General features: G+C 38.1%; 17 protein-coding genes. 10 read left to right on the top strand and 7 right to left on the bottom strand.

Translation table 11 applies throughout. The annotated features are described in order from the left end of the window. Positions 1–2989: Ig-like domain-containing protein (locus tag QNI22_RS24730; RefSeq protein ID WP_314514685.1), on the top strand; the 2989-nt coding region annotated here is incomplete at its 5' end. Between the two features lie 83 nt (positions 2990–3072). Here the strand turns inward: QNI22_RS24730 and QNI22_RS24735 are convergent. Together QNI22_RS24735 and QNI22_RS24740 are read right to left on the bottom strand one after the other, a co-directional pair. Then, positions 3073–3282 (bottom strand): alkylphosphonate utilization protein, encoded by a 210-nt coding sequence (locus tag QNI22_RS24735; RefSeq protein ID WP_313999924.1) that lies wholly within the window; start codon positions 3280–3282, stop codon positions 3073–3075. Between the two features lie 109 nt (positions 3283–3391). Beyond that, complete coding sequence (locus tag QNI22_RS24740) at positions 3392–4402, bottom strand: GntR family transcriptional regulator (protein ID WP_314514686.1); 1011 nt, start codon at positions 4400–4402, stop codon at positions 3392–3394. Positions 4403–4569: 167 nt separating this feature from the next. On the opposite strand from QNI22_RS24740, the gene QNI22_RS24745 reads away from it, so the two are divergent. The 8 genes from QNI22_RS24745 to QNI22_RS24780 all read left to right on the top strand — a co-directional run bounded on the left by QNI22_RS24745 (position 4570) and on the right by QNI22_RS24780 (position 15648). Continuing rightward, entirely contained in the window at positions 4570–6693 is a 2124-nt protein-coding gene (locus QNI22_RS24745; RefSeq protein ID WP_314514688.1) for a bifunctional aldolase/short-chain dehydrogenase, read from the top strand. A gap of 168 nt (positions 6694–6861) precedes the next feature. Further along, a complete protein-coding gene (locus QNI22_RS24750) occupies positions 6862–8145 on the top strand; it encodes a sugar isomerase (protein WP_314514690.1) in 1284 nt (427 codons plus the stop codon). A 108-nt stretch (positions 8146–8253) separates the two neighbouring features. Further along, positions 8254–9573 (top strand): FGGY-family carbohydrate kinase, encoded by a 1320-nt coding sequence (locus QNI22_RS24755; protein WP_314514691.1) that lies wholly within the window; start codon positions 8254–8256, stop codon positions 9571–9573. Between the two features lie 277 nt (positions 9574–9850). Next, a complete protein-coding gene (locus QNI22_RS24760; RefSeq protein WP_314514692.1) occupies positions 9851–11005 on the top strand; it encodes an endonuclease/exonuclease/phosphatase family protein in 1155 nt (384 codons plus the stop codon). A 72-nt stretch (positions 11006–11077) separates the two neighbouring features. After that, on the top strand, positions 11078–11365 hold the full coding sequence (gene gatC / locus QNI22_RS24765) for an Asp-tRNA(Asn)/Glu-tRNA(Gln) amidotransferase subunit GatC (protein ID WP_314514694.1): 288 nt from the start codon (positions 11078–11080) through the stop codon (positions 11363–11365). A gap of 315 nt (positions 11366–11680) precedes the next feature. Beyond that, positions 11681–14674 carry a tetratricopeptide repeat protein gene (locus QNI22_RS24770; RefSeq protein ID WP_314514696.1) on the top strand — a complete coding sequence of 998 codons (2994 nt, stop codon included), beginning with the start codon at positions 11681–11683 and terminating at the stop codon, positions 14672–14674. Positions 14675–14709: 35 nt separating this feature from the next. Next, complete coding sequence (locus tag QNI22_RS24775) at positions 14710–14841, top strand: hypothetical protein (protein WP_314514697.1); 132 nt, start codon at positions 14710–14712, stop codon at positions 14839–14841. Between the two features lie 78 nt (positions 14842–14919). Then, positions 14920–15648 carry an ABC transporter ATP-binding protein gene (locus QNI22_RS24780; protein WP_313999897.1) on the top strand — a complete coding sequence of 243 codons (729 nt, stop codon included), beginning with the start codon at positions 14920–14922 and terminating at the stop codon, positions 15646–15648. Between the two features lie 6 nt (positions 15649–15654). Here the strand turns inward: QNI22_RS24780 and QNI22_RS24785 are convergent, their stop codons facing one another. From QNI22_RS24785 to purN, 5 genes are all read right to left on the bottom strand, one after another. Then, the gene (locus QNI22_RS24785; RefSeq protein ID WP_314514699.1) at positions 15655–16167 is read right to left on the bottom strand and encodes a Rod shape-determining protein MreD; all 513 of its coding nucleotides are present in this window, start codon (positions 16165–16167) and stop codon (positions 15655–15657) included. Between the two features lie 53 nt (positions 16168–16220). Beyond that, positions 16221–17069: a rod shape-determining protein MreC gene (mreC, locus tag QNI22_RS24790; protein ID WP_314514700.1), complete on the bottom strand. Its 849-nt coding sequence runs from the start codon at positions 17067–17069 to the stop codon at positions 16221–16223. Positions 17070–17176: 107 nt separating this feature from the next. Further along, complete coding sequence (locus QNI22_RS24795; RefSeq protein ID WP_313976666.1) at positions 17177–18202, bottom strand: rod shape-determining protein; 1026 nt, start codon at positions 18200–18202, stop codon at positions 17177–17179. Between the two features lie 184 nt (positions 18203–18386). Continuing rightward, positions 18387–19913, bottom strand: a complete 1527-nt coding sequence (gene purH / locus QNI22_RS24800) for a bifunctional phosphoribosylaminoimidazolecarboxamide formyltransferase/IMP cyclohydrolase (RefSeq protein WP_314514702.1) — start codon at positions 19911–19913, stop codon at positions 18387–18389. A 250-nt stretch (positions 19914–20163) separates the two neighbouring features. Continuing rightward, positions 20164–20739 (bottom strand): phosphoribosylglycinamide formyltransferase, encoded by a 576-nt coding sequence (gene purN / locus QNI22_RS24805; protein WP_314514703.1) that lies wholly within the window; start codon positions 20737–20739, stop codon positions 20164–20166. A 239-nt stretch (positions 20740–20978) separates the two neighbouring features. Between purN and QNI22_RS24810 the strand changes: the two genes are divergently transcribed. After that, positions 20979–22415 (top strand): MFS transporter, encoded by a 1437-nt coding sequence (locus tag QNI22_RS24810; protein ID WP_314514706.1) that lies wholly within the window; start codon positions 20979–20981, stop codon positions 22413–22415. Positions 22416–22475: the final 60 nt, after the last annotated feature.

Genomic DNA, 22475 nt, shown 5'->3' on the forward strand with positions numbered 1-22475 from the left:
CACCATCAATGGTAGCGGCAATCCGGCTTTGTTTCAGATCCGATCGACCAGCAATGGGGTAGCGTCCAAGAATTTGCAGGTATTCAACAATGCCTTTGATGTGAGTACAGGCGGTCAGATCACAGCGGTAACATATGAAGGAGGCACAGCCCAGCCACAGGGATTAGTAGTGAGCAACAACCATCACAGTGAGCCATTCTCGGCTATTTCTTCAGGGGCATCGGTAAGCAACAACACTCAGACTACTCCAGCTTTGTTACGTTCTGGGGCTTTAGCTTTGCCATATTTATCTACAGCTGAAGGTAGTAATCTGATAGATAAAGGAACAAGCAGTTTGCCAGCAGCCCCTATTGCAATGAAATATAGTGGTAACAGCCCTGATATTGGTGCTTATGAATCTGGAGGAACAGGAATCGCCAACCAATTACCAGTAGTAAGCTTGGCAAATCCAGTAGCAAATGCTTCGTATCCAACTGGAAGTAGCATCAACCTGACTGCTAATGCATCTGATGCAGATGGTTCAATCGCTAAAGTAGAGTTTTATGTTGGATCTACGAAAGTTGGAGAGAAAACAAGTTCTCCTTATTCTTTCAGCTGGAATGCGGCTACGGCTGGAACCTATGCGCTAACAGCAAAAGCAACAGATAATAAAGGTGGAGTGACTACTTCCTCTGCAGTTAATGTAACAATTACATCTCCAAATCAAGCACCAACTATAGCGATTTCATCTCCTGCTAACAATACATCGTTTACTTCAGGTAATGCTATTACTATCACTGCTAATGCTGCAGATACAGATGGAAAAGTAGGTAAAGTTGAGTTCTTTGCAGGAACAAGCAAAATAGGTGAGACAACAACAGCTCCTTACACAATCAACTGGACACCTTCTGCAACAGGAACGTATGCTTTAACAGCAAAAGCAACTGATGATAAAACAGGTGTTGCTACTTCTACTATCGTTAGTGTTTCTGTAAATGCGATAAACAAATTGCCGGTAGTAAGTCTGACCGCACCAACCGCAAATGCAACTTTCACAACTGGAAACGTAACAGTTACAGCTTCTGCTACAGACAGTGATGGTTCAATTGCTAAAGTAGAGTTTTATGTTGGATCTACGAAAGTTGGAGAGAAAACAAGTTCTCCTTATTCTTTCAGCTGGAATGCGGCTACGGCTGGAACCTATGCGCTAACAGCAAAAGCAACAGACAATAAAGGTGGAGTGACTACTTCCTCTGCAATATCAGTAGTGATTAATGCACCTGTTAATAAAGCCCCTGTTGTTGCATTAACATCTCCTTCTGCTAATGCAGGTTTTCAAACAGGCGCAACAATTACAGCTACAGCTTCTGCTACAGACAGTGATGGTTCAATTGCTAAAGTAGAGTTTTATGCAGGTGCAGTTAAGATTGGCGAAAAAACAGCATCACCTTATTCAGTTACATGGAGCACTACTACAGTTGGAACTTATTCTTTAACTGCAAAGGCTACTGATAACAAAGGATCTGTTACAACATCATCTGCGATAAGTGTAATTGTTAGTACTCAACCAGCAGCTAATAAACTACCAGTAGTAAGCTTGGCAAATCCAGTAGCAAATGCTTCGTATCCAACTGGAAGTAGCATCAACCTGACTGCTAATGCATCTGATGCAGATGGTTCAATCGCTAAAGTAGAGTTTTATGTTGGATCTACGAAAGTTGGAGAGAAAACAAGTTCTCCTTATTCTTTCAGCTGGAATGCGGCTACGGCTGGAACCTATGCGCTAACAGCAAAAGCAACAGATAATAAAGGTGGAGTGACTACTTCCTCTGCAGTTAATGTAACAATTACATCTCCAAATCAAGCACCAACTATAGCGATTTCATCTCCTGCTAACAATACATCGTTTACTTCAGGTAATGCTATCACTATCACTGCTAATGCTGCAGATACAGATGGAAAAGTAGGTAAAGTTGAGTTCTTTGCAGGAACAAGCAAAATAGGTGAGACAACAACAGCTCCTTACACAATCAACTGGACACCTTCTGCAACAGGAACGTATGCTTTAACAGCAAAAGCAACTGATGATAAAACAGGTGTTGCTACTTCTACTATCGTTAGTGTTTCTGTAACATCTGGAGCAACAGCAACAACAGGAGATGGATTGAATGGACAACTGTATACCCAATTTGGATTCACAGTTCCTAAAACACGCGAATCTATCGCAGGACAGGCAGCAGCATTTACCTTCACTTCGACAGCTGTAGATTATCCAAACGGAAGTGCTAATACATCATCATATTCAAGTTCATGGGGATCATGGCTAGGTAGTGACGGTTCAGGTGCACCAAATCAGAATCTGGAAACATCAACTGTAAAGTTATTTGGATATATTGAAATTAAGCCAGAATTCGATGTTCAGCCAGGTAATAGTACTATTGATGTTGACTTTACATTGTATTCACAAGGTCATGCTGCAATGACTGTTAATGGAGTACAAGTAACTATAAACGAAGAAAACTGGGCATTTAACTCCAATACAGCTCGTGTAAGTTTTGCTGGAACTGGTTTCTATACAATTGAAATCATTCAAAGTATGTGTTGGGATAATGCAGGGCTTGAACTATACAGCAGCATCCCTGGAACTGTAAATCCTGGTAGAGGTTCATCTGCGACACCTACAATTGTTCCAAAAAATGTTCTGTATAAAAAGATCCCAACGGCTACTGCAGCTAACTCTGGTAGAACATCTTCTGCTGCAAGTCTGGTAGCTTATCCAAATCCTTCGAATGGTGATCAGGTTGCATTCAAAATAGATGATCAGAGCCAGAATGGACAAGACATGGTAGTTACTTTCTATAACTTAAATGGTAATGTAGCTTTCCAACAAAATGTAGAAGTTGTAGATGGAATTATTCAATTACAGAACCTTACTTTAAATAAAGGTATGTATACTGTAACAGTAAGAGGACAGAAAGGTATACAACATTCTAAAGTTGTTATCCAATAAAATACATGTATGAACTAAAACAAAAAGCGCTGATCTTTGCAGATCAGCGCTTTTTGTTTTAGCTATAATTCACAGGCTATTAATTACATCTTCTGAAGGAAACAGGTCTTCAATACAATATTTACTTTGTCAACTCTACAATCTACCTCCTCTTCATCATCTGTCAAACGAATATTTTTCACAACAGTTCCCCTTTTTAAAGTAATAGAAGAGCCTTTTACTTTTAGATCTTTTATCAATTTTACAGAATCACCATCATTCAATAGTGTTCCATTACTATCTTTTACTTCCATGATTAATGTGTTTGGGTATATTCGGCACAAAAGTATAATATAATTCACACTACACATAACACACTTTTATCGGAGATTCATTCTTATATTATTTGCAAGATCTAAATAGTTATAATGACTGTCTTCTGATCATAGAAAACGGGGTTTTAATACGAAGTTTCTTTTTATCCAGTAACAAGGCAGCAGCCGTGCGCCCCATAGTCTCAAAGTCAGTAGTTATAACTGTAATAGACAACAATTCCTTTAAAGTTGCGTCATTAAAAGACACTACTCCAACTTCTTTTCCTATCTCATAAGGAGTCTGACGAATTTTCTTAATAATCTCAGCAAGGTCTGTTTCCTCTATAACAATATATGCTGTTGATGAAGCTATTTTTTCATCCATTGCATTTTCAATTATAACAAACTTTTTCTGGTAGTGAATACAATACAATTTAAACCCACGTGCAATCTCCTGTGGATAGTTGCCATCACTGGGAAATACAAGTACTACTCGTTCATATTTTTTTAACAGATCCTCCCCTGTCTCGAGTGCCTGGTAAATATCTTTTTCAAAATCCTGGTATACAGAAATGATTTCCCCCTTTACTTCCGGAAGATCTTTATCTAATAAGATTAATTCATCCCTGGGAATTTGTTCCAATGTTTGCTGGATGTCTACTTTATCTATGTTTTCATAAAAATGAGGTATCACTACATAATAATGATATTTGCCCAGATTCTTTTCTATGATCTCTCTGAAAAGAGTTGCATTGTAATGATGAATATGTAAGTCAACAGTTGCCTTATCCCCAAGGGCTTTCAAGAAAGAGTAATAGACAATTTTCTTATAAGAACTTAATTTATTCATCACCAACAGAATACGAATTTTGTTAGTAGGAGAACCTTCCACATAGAATCCTTTTCCTGCCACAGATGAAATATATCCCAGTTCCTTCAGTTCCCTATAGGCTTTTTCTACAGTATCACGTCCCAAATAATATTCTTCACTAACATAATTAATAGAGGGCAGATGGTCTCCACGTTTTAATATACCTTTTCCAATATCGTGAATAACAGAAGATACGATTTGTTTGTATTTAGGTGTTTTCTCTTCAGGATTAATCTGTAATCTATACATAAGAGTTGAAAATTAAACAATGGATTGCCGGTATTTGGAGTATGTAGATGCAATACACAATCTGTAATACCTGTATATAATCTTTGGAATAACAGGAAAGTACAGGAAAGACGCAGAGTAAAGTTCTTTTATTTTTACATCATCCACAAATTAATACATTTAAAACAATGAATAATCCAGCAGTGTCTGCTTACAAATATGTGAGCTATTTATGGGATCATGCACATGCAGAAACGTTAGCAGGAGATGAAGTTGCACTTTTACTTTATCGTTCGAACTTACTGGGGGCTGACTTACGATTGACTAACTATGGTGGAGGAAACACCAGCGTGAAAACGGTAGAAACAGATCCTTTAAGCGGCACACCAACGGATGTAATGTGGGTGAAAGGTTCCGGAGGGGATATTGGCACACTCAAACGTAGCGGATTAGCAGCATTGTATCTAGATCGTTTGCATGCTTTGAAAAAAAGATATCGGGGACTAGCTTTTGAAGATGAAATGGTAGAATTGTTTAATCATTGTATATATGATCTATCATCCAAAGCTCCCTCTATTGATACTCCTCTACATGCATTCTTACCCTACAAACATATTGATCACCTTCACCCTGATGCGGCCATTGCTATTGCGGCAGCAAAAGATGGAAAGCGAATCAATCAGGAGCTATTTAATGGAGCTATTGGTTGGGTAGACTGGCAGCGTCCGGGGTTTGATCTGGGGTTGAAACTTCAGCAGGCTGTAACAGAGAATCCTGATTTAAGAGGTATAATGTTAGGTTCGCATGGCTTATTTACATGGGGAGACACTGCCTATGATTGTTATGTAAATACACTAGATGTAATAGAACGCTACTCGGAGTTTTTACAGGAGAACTATGGCAAAAAAGGCCCTGTATTTGGAGGAGTAGAACTTAATTCTTTATCTAAAGAACAAAGACTACAGCAAGCAGCTCTCTTAGCGCCTACATTACGCGGATTTTGTTCTTCACATACTAACATGATCGGACATTTCACTGATGATGATCGGGTACTGGAGTTTATTAATTCAAAGGATCTTAGTAAACTAGCACCTATGGGAACCAGTTGTCCAGACCACTTTTTACGGACAAAGATCAGTCCGCTGGTAGTAAATCTTAAACCTGAAGAGGACCTTACCAATACAAAAGCACTAAAGGAAAAGTTGTCACCTGCCTTTGATGCTTATCGGGCAATGTATACCAATTACTACGAAACCTGCAAACATCCAGATAGCCCAGCTATGCGTGATCCTAATCCGGTTGTGATTCTCTATCCTGGAGTAGGTATGTTTACTTTTGCCAAAGACAAACAAACTGCCCGTGTTGCTGCTGAGTTTTATATTAATGCCATCAATGTGATGCGTGGAGCAGAAGCTGTTTCTGAATATACTTCTCTGCCACAACAGGAAGCATTTAATATAGAATACTGGCTTCTGGAAGAGGCAAAGTTACAACGTATGCCTAAACCCAAGCCACTTACAGGTAAGGTAGCTCTGATAACAGGTAGCGCTGGTGGTATAGGTAAAGCAATTGCCAGAAAATTTGTAGAAGAAGGTGCATGTGTTCTTCTCAATGACAATGACAGTACACGTCTGGAAGGTGCAACAGAAGAATTCAAAAAATCATTTGGCAAAGATGCTTCAGCTTCTGTAGTGCTGGATGTTACATCCGCAGAGGCAATTACAAAGGCTTTCGAACAAGCTTCATTAAGTTTTGGAGGTATTGATATTATTGTGAACTGTGCAGGCCTCTCCATCTCTAAACCTATTGAAGAAACGACAGAAAAAGATTGGGATTTGCTATATAATGTATTGGTTAAGGGTCAATACCTTGTATCTCAGGCAGGTGTTAGTGTATTACGTAAGCAAAGTCTCGGTGGAGATATTGTCAATATTGTCAGCAAAAATGCACTGATGTCCGGACCTAATAACATTGGGTATGGCTCTGCAAAAGCGGCACAGTTGCATATGAGTCGATTACTGGCAGCCGAACTTGCCGGAGATAAAGTTCGGGTAAATGTAGTAAATCCGGATGCTGTTATTGCAGATAGTAAAATATGGCAAAGTGGCTGGGCTGAAGGACGGGCTAAAGCCTATGGTATCTCTGTGGAAGAATTGCCTGCCTATTATGCCAAACGGACATTACTTAATGAGATTATTCTTCCGGAAGATATTGCGAATGCGGTATTTGTATTAGTAGGAGGACTATTATCCAAATCCACAGGTAACATGTTGAATGTAGATGGTGGCTTAGCGAATGCCTTCCCTCGTTAACACTTGTTAGCTATTGAAAACGCGCTTAAAGCGCGTTTTTCTTTCTCTTTACAAAATAGTATTTTTCTAGTGCAAAGTATGAAAATACACAATACGCTAACCACTTACTATCCTGTAGGCAACATCATTTTTTATTCTTAATTATTCACTCTTACACCTGTTCTCACTATGCGTATCCAATCGTCTCATATAGATCAATACAATGCCAGTGCGATCAAAGTTCATGAAAATAACTATCGCATAACCAAAGAACTGCTGGCTCAAAAATCAATTGATGCAGATGCTGTTGTTGAGAAACTCCGGCAATTTCAGATAGCAATTCCCAGCTGGGCTTTGGGAGCTGGTGGAACCCGGTTTGGACGTTTTTCAACAGGTGGAGAACCCGGCAATCTAGAGCAAAAACTGGATGATATCGGGTTGCTGCATGCCCTTACCAGATCAGCTGGAGCTATCTCACTACATATTCCATGGGATATCCCACGTGATGCTCAAGCTATCAAGCAGCAAGCCAGCGAACTGGATATTGTATTTGATGCGATGAATTCCAATACCTTTCAGGATCAGAAAGATCAGGCTTTGAGTTATAAGTTTGGTTCCCTTTCACATATCAATGCAGATGTACGTAAACAAGCTGTAGAGCACAATATAGAAGTAATAAGCTATGGGCAGGCACTAGGCTCCAAGTCTATAACCGTTTGGCTGGCAGATGGCTCAAGTTTTCCCGGCCAACTAAACTTTCGCAGAGCACTAGACAATACATTACGGTCTTTACAGGAGATCTATGCTCAGTTGCCTGCCGACTGGCAACTTTTTATTGAATACAAACCCTATGAGCCGTATTTCTACTCAACAGTTATTCAGGATTGGGGTACTTCATTTTTGTTGGCAAATGAATTAGGTAATAAAGCCTATACTTTAGTTGACTTAGGACATCACTTGCCTAATACCAACATTGAACAAATTGTTTCCACGCTCATGTACCGGGGTAAACTGGGAGGATTTCACTTTAACGATTCCAAATATGGTGATGATGATCTGACAGTAGGTAGTATCAAACCATACCAATTGTATCTCATATTTAATGAATTAGTGTACGGACTGGAAAACAATACAGCACAGAATCCAGCGCCTGCCTGGATGATTGATGCCAGTCACAATCTCAAAGATCCTCTGGAAGATCTGATTCAATCACTGGAAGCTATCCGTTTGGCTTATGTCCAGGCATTGATAGTAGATCGCCAAGGCTTATGGGATGCTCAATTAAACAATGACGTGTCTGTTGGTCAGGAAATTCTACAAGATGCATTTCGGACGGATGTACGTCCACTATTACAGGAAGCACGTTTGCGTTCAGGGGGTGTTATAGAGCCTATCAAAGCCTATCGCTACTTAAATATACGACAACAATTGATTAAGGAACGGGGTAGTGTCACTGTGGCAACAGGCTTATAAGAATAGCATACCTTTTAGTGTAGATCATGATTAAAATGCATGATCTTTCTATCTAACCAAATCCTGTGTTGAAGAATGTAACACAGGATTTGTATCTATATAACATTTATGAAGCAGCCAACCATCGCCGTATTTGATATTGGAAAAACCAATAAGAAATTCTTTCTATTTGATTTTGAGTTCAAAGAGTTACATCAGGAATACATTTCAATTCCAGAAACAACAGATGAGGATGGTTATCCATGTGAAGATTTATTGGCAGTCACAACATGGATGCAACAAACATTGAATCGCTTTTTACAGTCTGATACTATTGAAATCAAACGTCTCAATTTTTCAACCTATGGCGCCAGTTTTGTCCATCTGGACGCACAGGGTACTCCATTGACTCCTCTTTATAATTATACAAAGCCCTATCCATCTGAGTTACTGGAAGATTTTTATGAAAAGAATGAAGGGAAAGATACATTCTCAGTATATACAGCGTCTCCTGCACTAGGTATGCTCAATTCAGGGTTGCAACTCTACTGGCTTCGCAAAACAAAACCAGACTTATTTGCAAAAATTCGGTATTCACTTCATTTTCCCCAATACTGTAGTTACTTATTTACTGGTTTGGCTGCCAGTGAGTATACCAGTGTTGGGTGTCATACAGGCTTGTGGAACTTTGTTACACGACATTATCATAGGTGGGTGATTAATGAACAGCTTGACACCATTCTGCCACCATTAGTGCCTACTACTCAATTTACATTTTCAGAATTAAATGGCCATACGATTCGTGTAGGAACAGGCATTCATGATAGCTCTGCCGCACTATTACCTTATATTGTTCAAAACAAAGAACCTTTTTTACTTCTTTCTACAGGCACATGGAATATTACGTTCAACCCTTTTAATAACGAACCACTTACCAAAGAAGAGTTGAATCAGGATTGTTTATTGTATCTTCAAACAAATGGGGAACCGGTCAAAGCCTCAAGGCTTTTCCTGGGAAATGAGTACAATTATCAAACCCAATTATTAGCCACTTATTTTCAGAAATCTCCTGATTACTTTCGCCAAGTTGAGTTCGATGAAGGAATATATATAAAATGGAAAGGCCTGCATGAAAAGTCTTTTTGCTGGCAAAATCTTCAGTTTCCAGACAACAGCATTATAGGTGCAGATCAGACAGATTTGTCTGTTTTTGGATCTTTTGAAGAGGCATTACATCGAATGATGATTGAGATGATCGACCTTCAGGTACGTTCTATAAAGCTGGCAACTGGTAGTACTCATATTCACAAATTGTTTGTGGATGGCGGCTTTACAAATAGTTCTTTATTCATTGAAATGTTAAGCCGATCGCTGCCTTCTTTTGAAATAATCGCTACTCCTACCCCTTTGGGCTCATCTTTAGGTGCAGCAATGGCAATAAGTATCTAAACTTACAATATCACGACCTAACACATCAGGCTTTTACTGTCAATCTTCACAGCCTGATGTGATGTAAATCTTCCTCAGATGGTTATAACAACCATTCATCCATTTTCGTCCTTCCAGCAAATCTTTTCAGAGTAATACACGTTAAACCTTTTCAGAACAATTTGATAGTGATCTTACCAGACTGGTAGAAGATACATCAAAAAGTTTATTTTTCTTATCAGCTATTCTACCTTTGTCCAGAGTAGCGATTATAAAACCATACAACAGCTTACATAACGTGTTCTTTACTAAAGTATATTCTCAGACTAACCAGCGTATTCAAAAACTAACCTGGCGACAGCGAATCGTATGGATTTTTAACATCCTATTGTACCTATATAGTCTGATAGCCTTTCTGGCTATTCATATACCCCCTACACGCTTTTGGCCAGTAGGGTTTATTACACTTTCTATTCCAATCATTCTGGTTATACATATTTTTCTTAGTATCTATTGGATATGGGCCTATTCTAAACGAGCCATTGTATCTATCCTGATACTCATTATAGCTTATCCACTTTTTGAACGTACTTTTGTTTTGCATTGGAAAGAAGCTTCAGACAGTACTCAGAATACTATTAAAGTACTTAGCTATAATACACAGCGTCTCAATGCACACGATTATTATGAAGGGGATAAGTCGAAACCTAAAAAGATTATTGAATGGATTAGTCAGAGTGATGCAGATATTAAGTGCTTACAGGAGTTTCATGATGAAGATGGATCAAAAACATTTAACGCTATATCCAAAATCGCAACCAGCGGCAATTACAACTATTATATTACACCTCTGGCCCAATCAGATGGCAGTAAAGGATTTGATGGAGTCGCCATATTCACTAAATACCCTATCATTCATACTGGAGATATAATATTTGACAGACGGACACTAAACAAAGGTATCTTTGTAGATATTAAGGTTGGTGAAGATACATTGAGAGTTTTTAGTATTCACCTTTACTCTATGAGTATCCGTGCAGAAAAACTTGGCATTAATAAAGAATATAAAGAAGTAAAATCAGGCTTTAAAGATGTCTTTGCCAGATTACGAAGAGGCTTTATTACCCATAGCAGGCAAGTAACGATACTGGAACGCTACATTCAGGAAAGTCCTTACCCTGTGATCGTTTGTGGAGATTTTAATGCTGTCCCTTATAGTTTTGCGTATCAGAAAATACGTAAAAACCTTGCCAATGCATTTGAAGATGCAGGTAGCGGATTTGGATTTTCCTATAATGATAGCAAACTTTTCTTTCTGCGTATAGATAATCAGTTTTATAGTGACAGCCACTTGGATGTTTTTGATTTTCAAACTCATCGAGAAATAGGTTTCTCAGATCATTTCCCAATTTCTGCTACCTATACGCTTATTAATCCTAAACAAAAAAGATAGTAGATATACGATTTTTTATACTTTTGTACTCCTAATCGGAATATTAACAGGTAGACAGATACTTAACTTACTATGAATGCTGATCAAGATACATTACGTAAAATTGCCAATCTGGCCCGACTGGATCTGAAAGAATCAGATGAAGTAGAAATCCTAAATGATCTCAATCGAATTTTAACCTGGGTAGAGAAATTAAGTGAGATAGATACAAGTAATGTAGAGCCATTAACTCATATTAATACTGACCTGAATGTAATGCGCGAAGATATTGTTTCTGAAACCTTACCTCGGCCTAAAGCTCTGGAAAACGCACCCAAACAAGATGGAGTACACTTTCGGGTACCCAAAGTAATAGAATAAAGCCTTTTTTGGCACTCTTTCTTACTTTTTTAATCTATAGGCTTTTTTCAGGAATTCTTTTTCACCAAAAACTTACATTGTTTCGCAATTTGCCTGATTTACTTTTGGCAAACACAATGTATATATCATATTTGCCCCATCGTTTTGTAAAAGAAATATCCTTTATAATTTATTGTGTTATAGCTTATTAGTATTTACTTACCTTACAGATAAGCTTACACTTATAGTTATTCTTTTGCACCATTTTTCAATTACTGAAAGATTTTCCAGGTCTGAATAACAGGCCTTTATCCATTTTATTGTTTTGCATTCTACATGAAACAGGATTTATTTTTCTGGAACCGTTGGCTCCCTCTATATCGTCGTTTATACATAAGTATTTTTGTTCTGTTTGGCATTTCTATTATTATCTATCTTATTCAGAAGGTAATTGGATCTGATGCTGTCATTGACTGGAAAACTGTAAATGAAGTTCAGGATATTTCTTTCGATATAGATAGCTTTACCAAAGGCATATTCAATTTTACTACAACAGCCCCAAGTTTTCTCGTAGTAGAATGGTTTGAAGCTTCAGACATGCAAATCAATGAAGCAGCAACCTATATCTATGGGGGCAGTGTTGCAATTGCTCTGATATGGATACTGAGCCTACTTCCTGCATTATCACGCTGGTGGTATCTGGGAGGTATGATGGTTGTCATAGCCTTATTTACCTCCTTTCAGTTTGATATATTACAGGTATGGGGTTTCCCTAATTTTACAATTCTTATTGCGTTTCTCATAGTTCTACTCCCTGTCAGCTATTATTTCCATGCATTCCGTCCTGACATATCACTGCCTGTCCGATTGCTGACATTTACGATAGTGATTTTTTTTGTAGCTTTTATCTCAACAAAGTTTGCTGCAATACACAATCCATCAATGAGTATTTTGTCATATGGTACAAGGATTCTGGCAATTGTAAGTGTATTGTTTATCTTTATTACAGCTCACGAGATCCCTTCTCATTTGTTATTGCTCATCACCAATACAGGTATAACAACCAGTCGTAACAGCGTTTTCCACTTTACAGTAATTACTCTTTTTTATGTAGGGAACCTTATAGTTTCTTATCTGTACAACTCAGGCCTTATTGACTGGAACTTCCTATACATCAATGGATTTTATCTACTCATTGTTACTCTTATACTGGGTATCTGGGGCTTTCGTAAACGAGTAGACTCTTGGCTATCAGACCCATATGGCACTATGCTGTATGCAGCTCTCGGCATTATTACTGTAAGCAGTATTGGGTACGCCATTGCAACAGGCAACGATCCAATGGTGGATATGTATGAGGATACCATTATCTATTCACATCTTGCGATGGGAATAGCATTCTATATGTATGTACTAATTAATTTCCGTGGTCCAATGACTCAGGGACTACCTGTACATAAAATAATGTACCAGCCTCGTATCATGCCCTTCGGACTTTCATTTGCGCTGGCAGCTTTGATTATGCTAGCCCTTTTATTCAGGGTTAGCATGTTGCCATTTAACCAAGGAGTTGCAGGCTATCATAACTACCTGGGAGACCTTTACTTTGCGGAAAAGAGTTATGTTTTGTCTGAATCGTATTATAAAAAAGCATTACTCTTTCAGCAACGTAACCATAAATCCAATTATGCATTGGCGACTATTGCCAAACAACACAATAATCCGGAAGTTATGGCAGCCTTTTTAAAACAGGCAATTACCAATAAACCCACACCTTATACATATGCGGCTTTAAGCCAGCTTTATAGCCAGGAGGAATTATTTTTTGAGGCGTTATTTACGCTCAAAGAAGGTACTCAGAAGTTTCCTAACAGTGGTGAATTATTTAATAACCTGGCAATTCTGTATGAAAAAACGCATGTACTGGATTCGGCCTATTACTTTTATAATCAGGCCCTTGAGTTGACAGACAGATCTGAAGAAGTACAGACTAATCTTGTGGCCTTCTGGGCTAAAAATCTCTCTACACAAAAAATAGATTCGGTATTTGGAACAATCCAACCATCCAGCTATTATGCTCTGGAGAGCAACCGACTGGTAATGAGCAATATGTTACATAAACAGGATAAACAAGCTTATCTTCCAATTCCAGACACTTTATTGACGCGAGAACGATTTACCTACTTGTATAACTATGTTCTGAATCACAAAACAGATAAAGATACTCTTCCAACTCACCAGATTAAACTTGTAACCAGCAAACCGGACAACTCCTTGTTCACCAGCTATCTGGATTTTGCTCAAGCTGTGCAGTTATATCATACACAAAACATTGCAAAAGGAGTAGATATTTTAAAAAATACAGAACAAGGAACCAGTGGACAACAGTCAGCACACTTAAATAAAACATTAGGTACCTGGTATTTACAACAAAATGCTCCTGCATTAGCCGTATATCGGTTTGAAAAAGCTGTCAAGGCAGGAGATACACTTAGTTTAATTAATCAAGGGTTTGCATTAACAGAAACTGGGGACTTTGGAAGAGCAGACTCCCTATGGCAAGCATTACGTATGAGCCCCATACCTCAGTTTAGAGGTGTATCAAATACGATGGCAAAAGTAACACATACTCTATCAGGATATAAGACAGATTCTCTATCTGATGCGGAGAAAGTAGCATTGGTTTACTTTAGTCACAAAGAGGATCTAACTCCTGTTGTATCCAGTATTAATGATTTAAGCTTTAGAGCATCTGCATTGTTGTATCTGGCTGAGAATCATCTGAATGCAAATAATACCAGTGCAGCAGAAAGTGACCTACAGGCGCTTCAGTCTTTGTCTGTTACCGATAGTTCAGCAAAAGAGTTAATTAATGAGCTACAAGTTAAAACGGTATGGCTGAAAAAGGATTGGAATACACTGGCAAAGCTTATTGCCTCATCTCATTCACCCAGAAAGACATTCTATCAAGCCGAAATAGCAGCTAACACAGGAAAGAAATCAGAGGCTGAAAAATATTATCTTCAAGCAATGAAAGAACTTCCTTTTGACGAAAGTATTGTTCTGGCCGCTGAAGAATTTTATAATCGTCAGAATAATCCAGACCGGGGATATGAGATCTTAACTACAGCATTGCAAATTAACCCAATGGCACCTGAAATTCAGAAAGCATACGTTCTGCAATCGCTTGAACTAAATCTTACAGACTATGCAGCTCAAGGTATGGAAGAACTTAAGAGAATCCTCTCTCCTGCCGATTATCAGTCTTTTGCACCGAAATATGAAGAGAAACGAGCTTTGATAGAAAAAAAGCTGGCAGAATGGAAGTAATTTCTCTATTTTTAAAATAGAAAAATTATGAATATATGGAACTGGAAAAATCAGCAGAAGACTCCATGAATTCTGAGGAATCAGAGCCATCACAAAATCCTAAACAAACGACAGACGTTATTTCCATTATTCTGGAGATATTGGTAATTGTGTGTGAGTTCTTCTAGATTAACATTATCCATATTATGCCAAATCCCTATTTCTGTACTCATACAGAGATAGGATTAAACTATCAAACTAATCCGATGAAGAAGATCATTGAAACTCATAACATCTCCAAACGATATATCATGGGTGAGGAGGTAATTGAAGCCCTGAAATCTGTAACTATATCTGTTAATAAAGGAGAATATGTTGCATTTATGGGGCCATCGGGTTCAGGAAAATCAACCTTGATGAATATTATTGGTTGTCTGGACACTCCCACTAATGGCACATATATCCTGAATAACAAGGATGTTAGTGATATGAGTGACAATGAATTGGCTGAAATAAGAAACAAAGAAATTGGGTTCGTATTTCAAACTTTTAATCTTCTTCCCCGTCTTTCTTCATTGGAAAATGTGGCACTGCCTCTTATTTATGCAGGCTTTAACAAATCCGACCGCACAGAGAAGGCACTTGAGGCACTACGAAGTGTAGGTTTGGGAGAACGATATAAGCATAAGCCTAACGAATTATCAGGTGGTCAGCGCCAACGGGTTGCAGTAGCACGAGCTCTTGTTAATGATCCAAGTATACTTCTGGCAGATGAACCTACAGGGAACCTTGATACCAAAACATCTTATGAGATTATGGACCTGTTTGAGGAATTACACAGCAAAGGCAATACTATTATCATGGTAACACACGAAGAAGATATAGCACGCTATGCACACCGTATCGTTAGGCTTCGTGATGGATTAATTGAAACAGATATTATTAATACAGAGATCAGAAAAGCCAGAATAGAAGCTAATGGCCTTATAAAGTAAATCTGGCTATCGTCTCCGATAAAAAAGATACTGTATAATAACCAACATAATCCAGGTAAATACAGAACTACAAAGTGTTTTGAGTAATGCCAATGGAACAAGACTCCATTGGCTTGCTTCAATGAGGAATAAAGCCAGGTGGTGAAATACTATAAGAATAAGGGAATAAGAAAAGAACCACTCTGTTCCCATATGATCCAGAGATATCCTCAGGTTTTGATCATATCCTCCACGAGGTGTAATAATTCGAATCACCCAAGGACGCAAATATCCCATTAGTACACAAGCTGCCGCATGTATACCCGCTGTATCATAGAAGGAATCTACAAGCAGACCCGTTATCAAGGAGAGCAATAACAATAATACCGTGTCTGTTTCCAGAGGTAGCAATAAGATAAATGCTACATAGACAAAACAAAAAGCTACATCAAATACAACCAGGTTACGGACAAAAACCATCTGTAACCCTACATAAATGACAAAATATATAGCTTGCAAAAAAAATTCTCTACCATTCATAGTAAGTCGGCCGCCGGTTGCTTATAGATATCTCTTTCTTTCCCAGATATAAATTATGGCGTATTTGATTCTACAGGAACATTCTTCTTTTCCAGTATCTCCTGTTCTTCTTTGTAAATATTGTTGATTACATATACATAAGACAATCTGTTAAAATCAGTTGCCAGCTGTACTGTCAGATCATAAGCAGTTTCAGATGGTGCAGCACTAACTTTCTTAATAACACCAACCAGCACACCTTGAGGAAATACAGAGTTATAACTGGATGTTACTACAGTATCTCCTGCCTGAACCTCCACATAACGAGGAACATATCTCATTGCAGATATCTGGCTATTTTTGCCATCCCATTCTACAGTCCCAACACTTCCATTCTTTTTTATCTGTGAAGATAATCTATAATCGATGTGTAATATGGAAGTGATTACAGAAAAATGTTCCGAGCATGCGGTTATCTTTCCAACTACTCCCTGTGGAGAGATAACTCCCATATCAGGTTTAATTCCATCCAGTGTACCTTTATCTATTGTAATGGTATTACGTGGAGAAACAGTAGAACTCCGTATAACCTTAGCCGCAACAAACTTAAATCGTTGAGTTAGTGCCGAATCAGGCTTATAACTTCCCTGCTGTGCTATTTTGCTTAATGCAAGTTGTTCGTACATCTGATGTAATCGGGCATTTTCTGCAGCCAGTTCCCGATTAACATCTTTGAGCCCAAAATAATCTTTTACCTCTTGTGTCTTTTTCAGAACATCTGCAGTGTATCGGGTTGAAGAATTATAAAAATAGGCTCCCTGGTAGGCATTATTTTTCACAATAAGCCATCCACAGAAAATTTCCAGCAGTACAAATAGAATAAAAGCCCTGTAGGTAAATAAAAACCAAAAAATCCGCTGCATGTTCTTGTAGTGTGAATAGGGAAATACGCAAATGTATACCCAGATGAATTATACTAAAACATCCTATATACGAAGTTATGTTTACGTTGTTCCCTATTCAGTAAAAATTAGGTCATCAATACAGGACGGAAACTACGCAGGTTCTTCATGGCCAGACTTGTACCGCGCACAACAGCCTTTAAAGGATCATCTGCAACATGGATTGGCAGCTTTGTTTTAGCGGCAATTCTTTTATCCAAACCTCGTAATAAAGCTCCTCCACCAGTAAGGTGAATACCATTGGTGTAAATATCTGCAGATAATTCAGGCGGAGCCATCTCCAGTGCCTTTAATACTGCCTCTTCTATTTTGGATACTGATTTATCCAGAGCATACGCAATCTCTGTAAAGGTAACTTTTACAGTCTTAGGAATACCCGTCATCAAATCACGTCCACGGATCTCGTAATCAGCTGGTGGCACTTCGAGCTCAGTCAAAGCAGAACCCACCTCAATCTTCACTCGTTCGGCAGAACGTTCTCCAATCAACAAGTTATGCTGACGACGCATATAGTCCAGAATATCTTTCGTAAATACATCACCTGCTACCCGTATAGATTGATCACATACAATACCAGAAAGAGCGATAAGAGCAATCTCTGTTGTACCTCCACCAATATCAACTACCATTGAACCGACTGGTTGCTCGATATCAATACCAATCCCAATTGCAGCTGCAATTGGTTCATAAATCATATAAACTTCTTTAGCACCTGCATGCTCTGCAGAATCTTTAACGGCCCGTTTTTCAACCTCTGTAATTCCAGAAGGAATACAGATTACCATACGGTGCGAAGGAGTAAATAACTTGCTGCCAGTATCGATCATTTTGATCATACCTTTGATCATCTGTTCGGCAGCGGTAAAATCAGCAATCACACCATCTTTAAGAGGCCGGATTGTCTTGATATTTTCATGTGTTTTCTCGTGCATCTGCATGGCCTCTTTGCCAATGGCCAGTACACGATTATTCATTTTATCAATAGCAATGATGGAAGGCTCATCTACAACAATCTTGTCTTTATGTGCAATCAGTGTATTAGCAGTGCCCAGATCTATCGCAATATCACTTGTCAAAAAGTTAAACAATCCCATATATTTTCTTTGAATTACATTAGTTCAAACAAATCAAACAACTCTCATACTTAGATGTATAAACCACTAAATCTCCAAAATTACAAACAAAACAGCCAAAAGCAAATCTATGAAAAATACTACTTTTGACATAAGAGTTATGCCTTGTAAGATTTTCTACATTTATGTAGATTTATATAGGGCATTAATGTTTAAAATGGCGGATTCCTGTCGTGACCATTGCCATACCATTCTGATTACAAAAATCGATAGAATCCTGATCACGAATGGATCCTCCAGGTTGGATCACAGCTGTAATACCTGCAGCATGTGCAATTTCGACGCAGTCAGCAAATGGGAAGAAAGCGTCTGACGCCATAACAGCACCTTGTAGATCAAATCCAAAAGAACGAGCTTTCTCAATAGCCTGTTTAAGAGCATCTACTCGGGATGTTTGCCCTACACCGCTAGCAATCAATTGCTTGTCTCTTGATAAAACGATAGTATTTGATTTAGTATGCTTACAAATCTTTGCAGCAAAAATCAGTTCTTCTTTTTCTGCTTCTGTTGGTACTTTTTCAGTTACAGTTCGTAATTCAGACACTGTCTCCATTTTAGCATCCCGATCCTGACGCATAATACCATTTAAGACTGTACGTACCTGCATTTTAGGCAATGTTACATCTTTTTTCTTTAAAAGAATCCGATTCTTTTTAGTGGTAAGTAACTCAAATGCGCTCTGGCTGAATGAGGGGGCAATCAACACTTCAAAAAATAACTTATTTAGCTCTTCTGCTGTGGCAATATCTACTTCAGTTGTAGTAATAATAACACCTCCAAATGCAGAAACAGGATCACTGGCTAAGGCTTTCAGATAAGCTTGAGTCGGATTGGGATCCACTGCAATTCCACATGCATTATTGTGCTTGAGAATGGCATATGCTGTTTCTCCTTTAAATTCTTCAATAAGAAGAACAGCAGCATCTACATCTAGTAAGTTATTGTATGACAACTCTTTACCATGCAACTGATCAAACATTGCATTTAAATCACCATGAAACCATCCTCTTTGATGTGGATTTTCCCCATAACGTAATGTCTGAGATTGACGCTCCGATATTTTCAATGAAGGAATCGTCTCTTCCTGATTAAAATAATTGAAAATCGCAGTGTCGTAATGAGAAGTTATATCAAAAGCCTGGGCAGCAAAATATTTACGGTCAACTAATTCTGTTTCTCCGTTTTTATCACGTAATATTTGCTCTAATGTTGCATATTGTTCACGAGAAGAAACAATTACAACATCTTTATGATTTTTTGCAGCAGCACGTATCAGCGAAATTCCTCCAATATCAATCTTTTCAATAATATCTTCTTCAGATGCGCCAGAGGCAACTGTTTCTTCAAAAGGATATAAATCTACAATCACCAGATCAATAGAAGGAATCTCATATTGTTTTACCTGATCTAAGTCAGATGCTTCATCACGACGATGCAAAATCCCTCCAAAAACTTTAGGGTGAAGAGTCTTTACACGACCACCTAAAATAGATGGATATGATGTTAGCTCTTCTACTGGAATTACAGGAATATTCAGATCCTGCAGGAACGTCTGTGTTCCACCAGTTGAATATATAGTAACACCTTGTTGATGAAGCAATTGGGCAATAGGCGCAAGACCATCCTTATAATAAACAGAAATCAGGGCTGATTGTATTTTACGAGAAGACATAAAAACTGAAATTGCTGATAGAGTGAATAGGCAGATACAGAAACAAAATATTCCAGCTTACCAGCTGGCTAAAGGATGTAATTAAACTATTAAAAACTAATCAAAATCGTACTCAAGAAAAACGAAGGCGCAAAGTTAGTTTTTTTGCTGATTGATTTAAAAACCCGCTATCAGAAATAGCATTTTTTTTCATTCAGATGTATGAAATTGTAATCCATCATTCCATTCACGCCCTTCTTAAACAGATTATTCAGCTTCTGGTCTTTAGTATCCACTCTTCAATTACTTTTGGAAAATGTGTATGTTCTAACGCATGTACTTTTTCTGCTATACGTTCTGGTGTATCATTAGCTTCTACTACGCAAGATATTTGAAAGAGGTGTGCCCCCTTATCATATTCTTCATTAATAAGATGAATAGTAATGCCTGTTTCTGTTTCTTTTGCCTGTACCACAGCCTCATGCACTTTCATTCCGTACATTCCTTTTCCTCCATATTTAGGTAACAACGCCGGATGAATATTAATGATTTTATTAGGATAAGTATGTATTAAAGGCAAAGGGATCAACCAGAGAAATCCAGCCAGTACAATATAATCTATCTTATAGCTTGCTAATTCTTCCTCTACTTTGGTTGTTTCGTAAAATGTTTTGCGGTCAAATACATAAGTGGGCACCATAAAATTAGCTGCCCGTAATAATACAGGTGCATCTTCTTTGTTTGACAATACCAGCTTTACCTGAATAGAAGGATGATTGTCAAAATATTCCATGATCTTTTGAGCATTGGAGCCAGAACCGGAAGCAAAAATGGCAATAGAAGTCATAAAGGGGATATGTATAAAGGAGTGCAAAGGTGCAAATTAAATTTTGTTCGTAAAATAATGTTTGGCAAAAACCGCTTGCCTTAGTATAACTAAATCCAGCTACAATCTTCTAAAGATTTAAGTAACATCTAATCAGACAAATAGGCTATTTCAATTATTCTAAATATCTCCATTTCGTTTTTATTTAGTTTTTTTTGGATATTTTTACGACTCTGTAACTTATACCTCAATCAATAATTATGTCTATAACTAAAGAGCAAACTAAAACTGGTACTCATCCCCAGTTTTTTATTTTGGTAACCGTCTTCTTCTTCTGGGGATTTGTGGCTGCCGCCAATGATATTCTAATTCCTGTATTTAAAAAGTTTTTTGATCTGGAACAATGGCAAGCCCAATTAGTAAGCTTTGCCTTTTATATTGCTTATACAGTAGGCTCTATCATATACCTTCTGATCAGTAAAGCATTAAAGGCTGATTTATTAAATAAAATCGGATACAAAAATGGTATCGCTATTGGCTTGTTAATATCAGGATTTGGTGCACTTATATTTTATCCTGCTGCTCAGGCTAACTCATATGCATTGCTTTTAACAGGTTTGTTTGTGGTAGGGTTAGGATTTTCATTACAGCAAACAGCTGCTCAGCCATTTGCCATTTTGCTAGGTGATCCTAACTCAGGTTCTCAACGTGTAAACTTTGCGGGCGGAATCAATAACTTTGGTACAACTCTAGGACCTATTCTCGTCAGCTATGCTATTTTCGGATCTATTTCATCCGGAGCAGGTGCAGACGCAACAGTAGATTCTGTTAAAGCCCCATATTTGATTCTGGGTGCATTATTTTTCTTCTTTGCTGTATTTTTCTGGCTAATCAAGCTCCCGTCTGTGACTCAGGATGTTCCAAGTGATAGCGGATTTGCTGCACTAAAATACCCACAACTGGTTTTAGGAATGATTGCGATATTCTTATATGTTGGTGCAGAAGTGACCATTGGTTCTAATCTGGGAGAATATCTACGTGTGGAAGATGGATTGCGTGAAGATGAACTCGCACCATATGTCTCTTTATTCTGGGCTAGTTTAATGATTGGACGTTGGACTGCCGGTGTAAGTGTATTTAACCCAAGCCCAACTATGCGTAAAGTATTGACTGTTGTTGTCCCCTATATTGCGTTTGGTGTTTATTTGTTGATCAACTTTATTCGGGGTACAGAGTTAACGCCTCTTTATATTTATTCAGTATGTGTGTTAGCAATCATTATTGCGTTCTTCATTAGTCAGGATAAACCAGCCAAAATGCTATTGACTTTTGCCTCTTTCGGCGCTATAGCTACTATAATAGGTATTTTGGGAAGTGGAAAAATTGCATTATATGCATTGATTAGTGGTGGTATGTTTTGTTCAGTTTTGTGGCCATGTATCTTTACATTGGCAATTGCAGGATTAGGTAAAAATACACCTCAAGGATCTGCATTCCTTATTATGATGATCATGGGCGGTGGTTTTGTATCTATGTTTCAAAGCTGGTTATCGGGATCAATTGGTATCCAACAATCTTACTGGGTGCCTGTTGTGTGCTTTGTTTACCTTGCCTGGTATGCAGCCCGTGTTAAAGGAATACTTAAATCTCAAGGTATAGATTATGAAAGTACTACAACTAGCGGTGGCGGACATTAATCTGAACTTTGCTAAGTAACCCTATAAAAGAAAAGGTGCAGCATTCTCCAATGCTGCACC

The sequence above is a fragment of the Xanthocytophaga agilis genome, assembly GCF_030068605.1.
Lineage (GTDB): Bacteria > Bacteroidota > Bacteroidia > Cytophagales > 172606-1 > Xanthocytophaga > Xanthocytophaga agilis.